Source organism: Luteitalea sp. (assembly GCF_044337415.1).
GTDB lineage: Bacteria > Acidobacteriota > Vicinamibacteria > Vicinamibacterales > Vicinamibacteraceae > Luteitalea.
In genome coordinates, this window is record NZ_JBIINP010000235.1 from 1 (window position 1) to 5,758 (window position 5,758).

Genomic DNA, 5,758 nt, shown 5'->3' on the forward strand with positions numbered 1-5,758 from the left:
ACCCTGCGGGCCCTTGGGGTGACCCGGCGCCAGGTGCAGGCCCTGTTCCTCGGCGAAGGGGCGATGTTCGGCGTGCTTGGCGTGGGACTCGGTATTCCACTGGCCCGACTGCTGGCCGATGCGACCATCGGCCTCACGTCGAGCACGGTCAACACCTTGTACGTGCAGGCCGCCGCCGCGCCGGCAGCCCTCGGCTGGCGCGATGTGCTGTTGGCCATCGCGGTCGGTGTGCCCCTGGCCTTGCTCGCCGCGTGGCTGCCCGCGCGAGAGGCGGCTGCGGTGCCGCCGACGGCGGTCCTCCGAGGCGCCGACCGGGTGCTCGCCCGGACGGCGCGGCAGGGACGCAGCCGCTGGGCCGCCGTGCTGCTGCTGGCGCTGGCCGCCGTGTGCAGCCAGTTGCCGCCCATCGGCGGCCTGCCGCTGGCGGGCTACGTCGCGAGCTTCGCGCTGGTCTTCGGCGCGGCGCTGCTGATGCCGCTCGCCCTGCAGTCCGCCGCGCGGCACGGGCGTGCCGTCTGGTACCGCCTGTTCGACGTCGGGGGCTGGCTGGCGCACGCGGCACTCGGTGGCGCCATCGGCCGTGTCGCCGTGAGCGTGGCGGCGCTGGCCGTGAGCCTCGCCATGATGGTCGCCATCACCGTGATGGTCGGCAGCTTCCGGCAGACCGTCGTCGACTGGGTGGGGCAGAGCCTCAAGGCGGACTTGTTCGTCGGACCGGCGTCGCGGCGCAGCGGCGCCCGGGCCCCGACGATCTCGCGCGCCGTCGAGGACGTGGTGCGCGCCCATCCGGACGTGGCCGCCGTCGATGCCTTCCACACGGTGACGGTCCCGTACGAGAACAGCCTCATCTACATGGGGGCGGGCGACTTCGCGCTGCAGGCGCGCGTCGGAGGCCTGCGCTTCACCGACGGGCCCGCGGCGTCAGCCCTCGACCGGGCGCGCGGCCGCGATGCCGTCGTCGTGTCGGAGCCCTTCGCCAATCGGTATCGCAAGGGCGTGGGCGATGCCGTGACGTTAGCGACCCCGGCGGGCCCCGTGACGTTCACCGTCACCGGCGTGTACTACGACTACTCCGCGGATCGCGGCGTCGTCATGATGGATACCGCGACAATGACCCAGCACTTCGGCGCACAGCGCCCGACGGGCCTGACCGTGTACCTGCGCGACGGCGAGCAGGCAGCCGCCGTGCGCGCCGACATGCTGGCACGGCTCGATGGCGCCGACGGCATCTTCATCTACACCAACCGCGCGTTGCGCGCCGAGGTCCTGCGCATCTTCGACAGCACGTTCGCCGTCACCTACGCGCTGCAGGTCATCGCGATCATCGTCGCGTTGCTGGGGATCGTCGGCACGCTGATGACGCTGGTGATCGAGCGCAAGCGCGAGTTGGGCATCCTGCGTGCCGTGGGGGCCAGCCGGCGACAGGTGAGGGCCATGGTGATGGCAGAGGCGGCGATGCTGGGCACGATCAGCCAGGCCGCCGGCATCGTCCTCGGCCTGCTGCTCGCGCTGATCCTCGTGTACGTGGTCAACCTCCAGAGCTTCGGCTGGACGATCCACCTGTCGATTCCGTGGGCGTCGCTCGCCCAGATGTCGGTGCTGGTCGTGATCACGACGCTGCTGGCCGGTCTGTATCCGGCCCAGCGCGCCATGCGTGAGCCCGCGGCCCCAGAGGAGGACGAATGACGCGCCGGTGGTGGCTGGCTGTGGCGTCGGCGATGGCCCTCGCGGCCGCAGCGACCGCGAGCGGGCAGTCGCCGGTGCCCAGCGGCGCCCGGGTGGCGGCGTCGTCGCAGGCGTCCGGCGTCGATCCCTGGAAGCGGGCGGCCCCGACGCGACCCGTGCGCGTGCCGGAGGACCACGTGGCGCATCCGGAGTACCGCATCGAGTGGTGGTACTACACGGGGAATGTGCGGGACGCCTCCGGTCGCGCCTACGGCTACCAGGTCACGTTCTTTCGCGTGGGTGTCGACGCGGCGCCCGCCAACCCGTCGGCCTTCGCCGTCCGTGATCTCTACATGACCCACATCGCCATCACCGACGTCGGCGGCGTGGGGCATCGTTTCGCCGATCGACTCAACCGGGCCGGCGTCCACTGGGCCGGTGCGCGGAGCGATCGATACGAGGTGTGGAACGAGGGCTGGCGTGCATCGTTGGACGGCCAGGGCCGGCATCGCCTCGTAGCCGATGCCGGCTCGTTCGCGCTCGATCTGACACTCGCGCCCGGCAAGGCTCCGGTCCTGCAGGGCGACCGTGGCTACAGTCGGAAGGGGGTCGATGCCGGCAACGCGTCGCACTACTACTCGCTCACGCGCATGCCGACGACCGGGACGATGCGGATCGATGGGCGGACGGTGGCCGTGGAGGGCGCGAGCTGGATGGACCACGAGTTCGGCACCAGCGCCCTCGACGCCGGGACACGCGGCTGGGACTGGTTCGCCCTGCAGTTGGCGGACGGCCGTGAGTTGATGCTGTACGCCCTGCGACTCGACAGCGGCCGGCCGAGTCAGTTCTCGAGCGGCACACTCGTCGAGAAGGATGGCCGCACCACGGCGTTGGCCGTGACCGACTTCTCCCTCACGCCGCGGCGCACGTGGCGGTCGCCGGCCAGTGGCGCGTCGTATCCGGTCGAGTGGGACCTGTCGGTCCCTCGCGCGGGCCTCGATCTTCGCGTGACGGCCGCGGTCGACGCGCAGGAGTTGCGGACGCGCCGATCCACCAACGTCACGTACTGGGAGGGGGCGGTCCGGGTCGCGGGCTCAGCCTCCGGCGTCGGCTACCTGGAGATGACCGGGTACAGCGGCGCACGGATGAGTGATGTGATGCGGTAGGGCTGCCGTGCGGTCGCCCGACTTCGGAAAGGTATCGTAGCCTTCAGGCGCCATGCGTTCCCGCACTCGTCAGACCATCGACGCCGAACTGCTCCTGCGTGCCTACGCGCTGGGCTGGTTCCCCATGGGTACGGGACGGCGTGGCCGGATCGAGTGGTTCTCGCCCGATCCTCGCGGCATCCTGCCGCTCGAGGCGTTCCATGCGCCCTCGCGCCTCGGCCGTGTGGTGCGGCAGGCCCGCTTCGAGGTGCGGATCGACACGGCCTTCGAGGCCGTGATGCGCGCCTGCGCCGACCGTGACGAGACGTGGATTACCGAGGACATCCTCCAGAGCTACGTCGCGTTGCATCGCCTCGGCCATGGGCACTCGGTGGAGACATGGCAGGAGGGCCGGCTGGTCGGCGGTCTGTATGGCGTGGCCCTTGGTGGCGCGTTCTTCGGCGAGTCGATGTTCCACACGGCGACCGATGCGTCGAAGGTGGCGCTGGTCGCGCTGGTGGAGCGGTTGCGCGCCCGTGGCTTCGTGTTGCTGGACACGCAATGGGTGACGCCGCATCTGGCCCAGTTCGGCGGCACCGAGATTCGACGCGCGGAGTACCTGGCGCGGCTCGAAGCAGCACTGCCGCTGGCGTGCACCTTCCACGGGGCCGCGTGAGCGCGAGCAGGAACGCGGCGGCACGACGAATGTAGACTGGCGCCGGCCGCATGGCGCGAGACGCTTCCACCCTGCTCCCGGGCGAGGCCTGGGGACACCTGACGATTCGCCGTTCGCTCGGCCCGGGATCGCGCGGGCACGTGTATCGCGCCTGGGACCCTGGACTCGGCAGGGAAGTGGTGCTCGCCGTCTCCAGTTCGTCGGGCGATGTGGCCGGGCGCAGCCTGCTGCACGACGCGCGCGCGCTCGCCAAGGTCCGGCATCCGCATCTCGCGGCGGTGTTCGGCGCCGAGCGCAGGGGCGGCCTCACCGGCGTGTGGGTCGAGGCGCTCGACGGCGACACCCTGGAGACCACGCTGGCGCACGTCGGGCGGTTCAACGCACGCGAGGCGGCGATCATCGGCATGGACGTCTGCGAGGGCGTCCAGGCCATGCACGACGCGGGCGTCTGGCATGGCGACCTGTCGACCCGCCAGGTGGTCCGCGATCGCAACGGCCGCGTCGTGGTGGTGCCGTTCGGCGCGGGGCGCGACGCGGTGACCGAGGCGCTGCCGGACCTGGCTCGCCCGCTTGACGATCCGGCGCAGGCCTTCGTGGCGTCGGCAGGCGACGCCGCGAGTGCGCCGAGCGTTGCCGGCGATGTCCTGCGGGTGGGCGCGCTCCTGCACCGACTCGTGTCCGGGCGCACCGAGGCCGGTGCACCGTTCCGTCCGCTCGCCGACATCCGTGCCGACCTGCCCATCGGGTACCTCCGCGCCGTGGAGCGTGCTCTGTCGGCCGATTCTGCGCAGCGTCACCCGTCGGCGCGTGCCCTCGGGGCTGCGCTCGCGACGCTCTGGACCCCGGCGCCCGACGCCAGGCCTGTCGAGTCGTCGGGCCGCGCCCGCCGCCTCGCGACCGCGACGGCACTGGCCACCGCCATCGTCGCGGTGGGCATCGCGCTGGGCGCGTGGCTGACGCGACAGCCGCCGTCGCCGGAAGTCCGCTTCGACATCGCCCCCGAGGGCGATGCGGTGGAGAGCGTCGCGTTCTCGCCGGACGGCCAGCGGCTGGCCTACACCTCCGGCGGTCGGCTGCGGGTCCGGGCCCTGCACGACGAGAAGTCGACCGCCCTCGAGCCGGCGCTCGGGGCGCGCAACCCGTTCTTCTCCCACGACGGCCAGTGGATCTACTTCTTCGGCGGCACGTCGCTCTGGCGCGTGCGGGTGTCCGGCGGCGCCCCGCAGTTCGTCGCCGCCGCCCGCCGGCCATCGTCAGGAGCCGCGGCGCCCGACGGCCGGATCCTCTACACGATCGAGAACGGCGCGTCCCTCGTGCTGCTGCAGGCCGACGGCACGACACGCGTCGTGCGTCGACAGGTGACCGGTGTGCGCACGGGGCTGCGCTGGCCGTCGTTCGTCGTCGAGGGCGATCAGGTGCTGTACTCGGCCGTCGATGCCCGTACCGGACGTCGAGCGGTGTACCTCGGTCCGCTGGCTGCGCCGCCCGACGCCACGGACGTCGAGGTGGTGGCCGAGAAGGACGCGATGTTTCGTGAGGCGCAGGGCGCCCTCGAATCCAACGTCGTCGTGCAGGGGACGCGCCTCTATTACGTCCGCGACGGCGTCCTGCAGGTGCAGCGGCTCGACGGCCGGACGGCACGGCTCGTCGGCGACCCTCGCCCGCTCGCAGCGGGGATCGTCACCGATCCCTATGACGAGCACCGCGTGGAGGTGTCGGTCGCGGAGCAGGGCGCCATCGCCTACGTCGGGGGCGTGCGTACGCAGCGTACCCTACGCGTCGTGGACGATGATGGGCGGGTGGTGCGCGACGTCGCGGCGGCGGACGTGCGCGACCTGGCGGTGTCGCCCGACGGGCTGCGCGTGGCCTACGAGCAACTCGATCCGGCCAGCGGCGGACGGGACATCTGGGTGGTCTCGATGCAAGGGGGCACGCCGGTCAGGCTCTCGCGGCACCCGGCCCACGACGTGGCGCCGACGTGGTCGCCCGACGGGCTCCGCGTCTATTACCTCTCGCACCGCACCCCGCCCGGGGTGCTCGTGTCGGCGCCGGCCGATGGCAGCGGGCCCGAGCGCGTGCTCTGGACCTTCGACGCCCCGGCGCTCCCGATGCAGGTCACGCCCGACGGACGTCGCCTGCTCTTCCAGCAGGAAGGGGTCGAGACCGGGTGGGACGTGTGGATGAAGCCGCTCGATGGCGGGGCGCCGACGGTGCTCGTGCATGGCCCGGCGAGCGAGCAGACGCCCGCGCTGTCGCCTGATGGCCGTTGGCT

The 5,758-nt window shown here is 72.1% G+C and carries 4 protein-coding genes; all 4 read left to right on the top strand.

Annotation, left to right across the window (positions count from 1 at the left end; translation table 11 throughout):
• Positions 1 to 1,686: FtsX-like permease family protein (locus ACIRDX_RS19805; RefSeq protein ID WP_396627165.1), on the top strand; the 1,686-nt coding region annotated here is incomplete at its 5' end.
• The gene (locus tag ACIRDX_RS19810; protein ID WP_396627166.1) at positions 1,683 to 2,831 is read left to right on the top strand and encodes a lipocalin-like domain-containing protein; all 1,149 of its coding nucleotides are present in this window, start codon (positions 1,683 to 1,685) and stop codon (positions 2,829 to 2,831) included. The genes ACIRDX_RS19805 and ACIRDX_RS19810, both read left to right, overlap by 4 nt.
• 52 nt (positions 2,832 to 2,883) lie before the next feature.
• The gene (gene aat / locus ACIRDX_RS19815; protein ID WP_396627167.1) at positions 2,884 to 3,486 is read left to right on the top strand and encodes a leucyl/phenylalanyl-tRNA--protein transferase; all 603 of its coding nucleotides are present in this window, start codon (positions 2,884 to 2,886) and stop codon (positions 3,484 to 3,486) included.
• A 50-nt stretch (positions 3,487 to 3,536) separates the two neighbouring features.
• Positions 3,537 to 5,758 (top strand): protein kinase (locus tag ACIRDX_RS19820; RefSeq protein ID WP_396627168.1); only part of this gene is annotated, 2,222 nt, incomplete at its 3' end.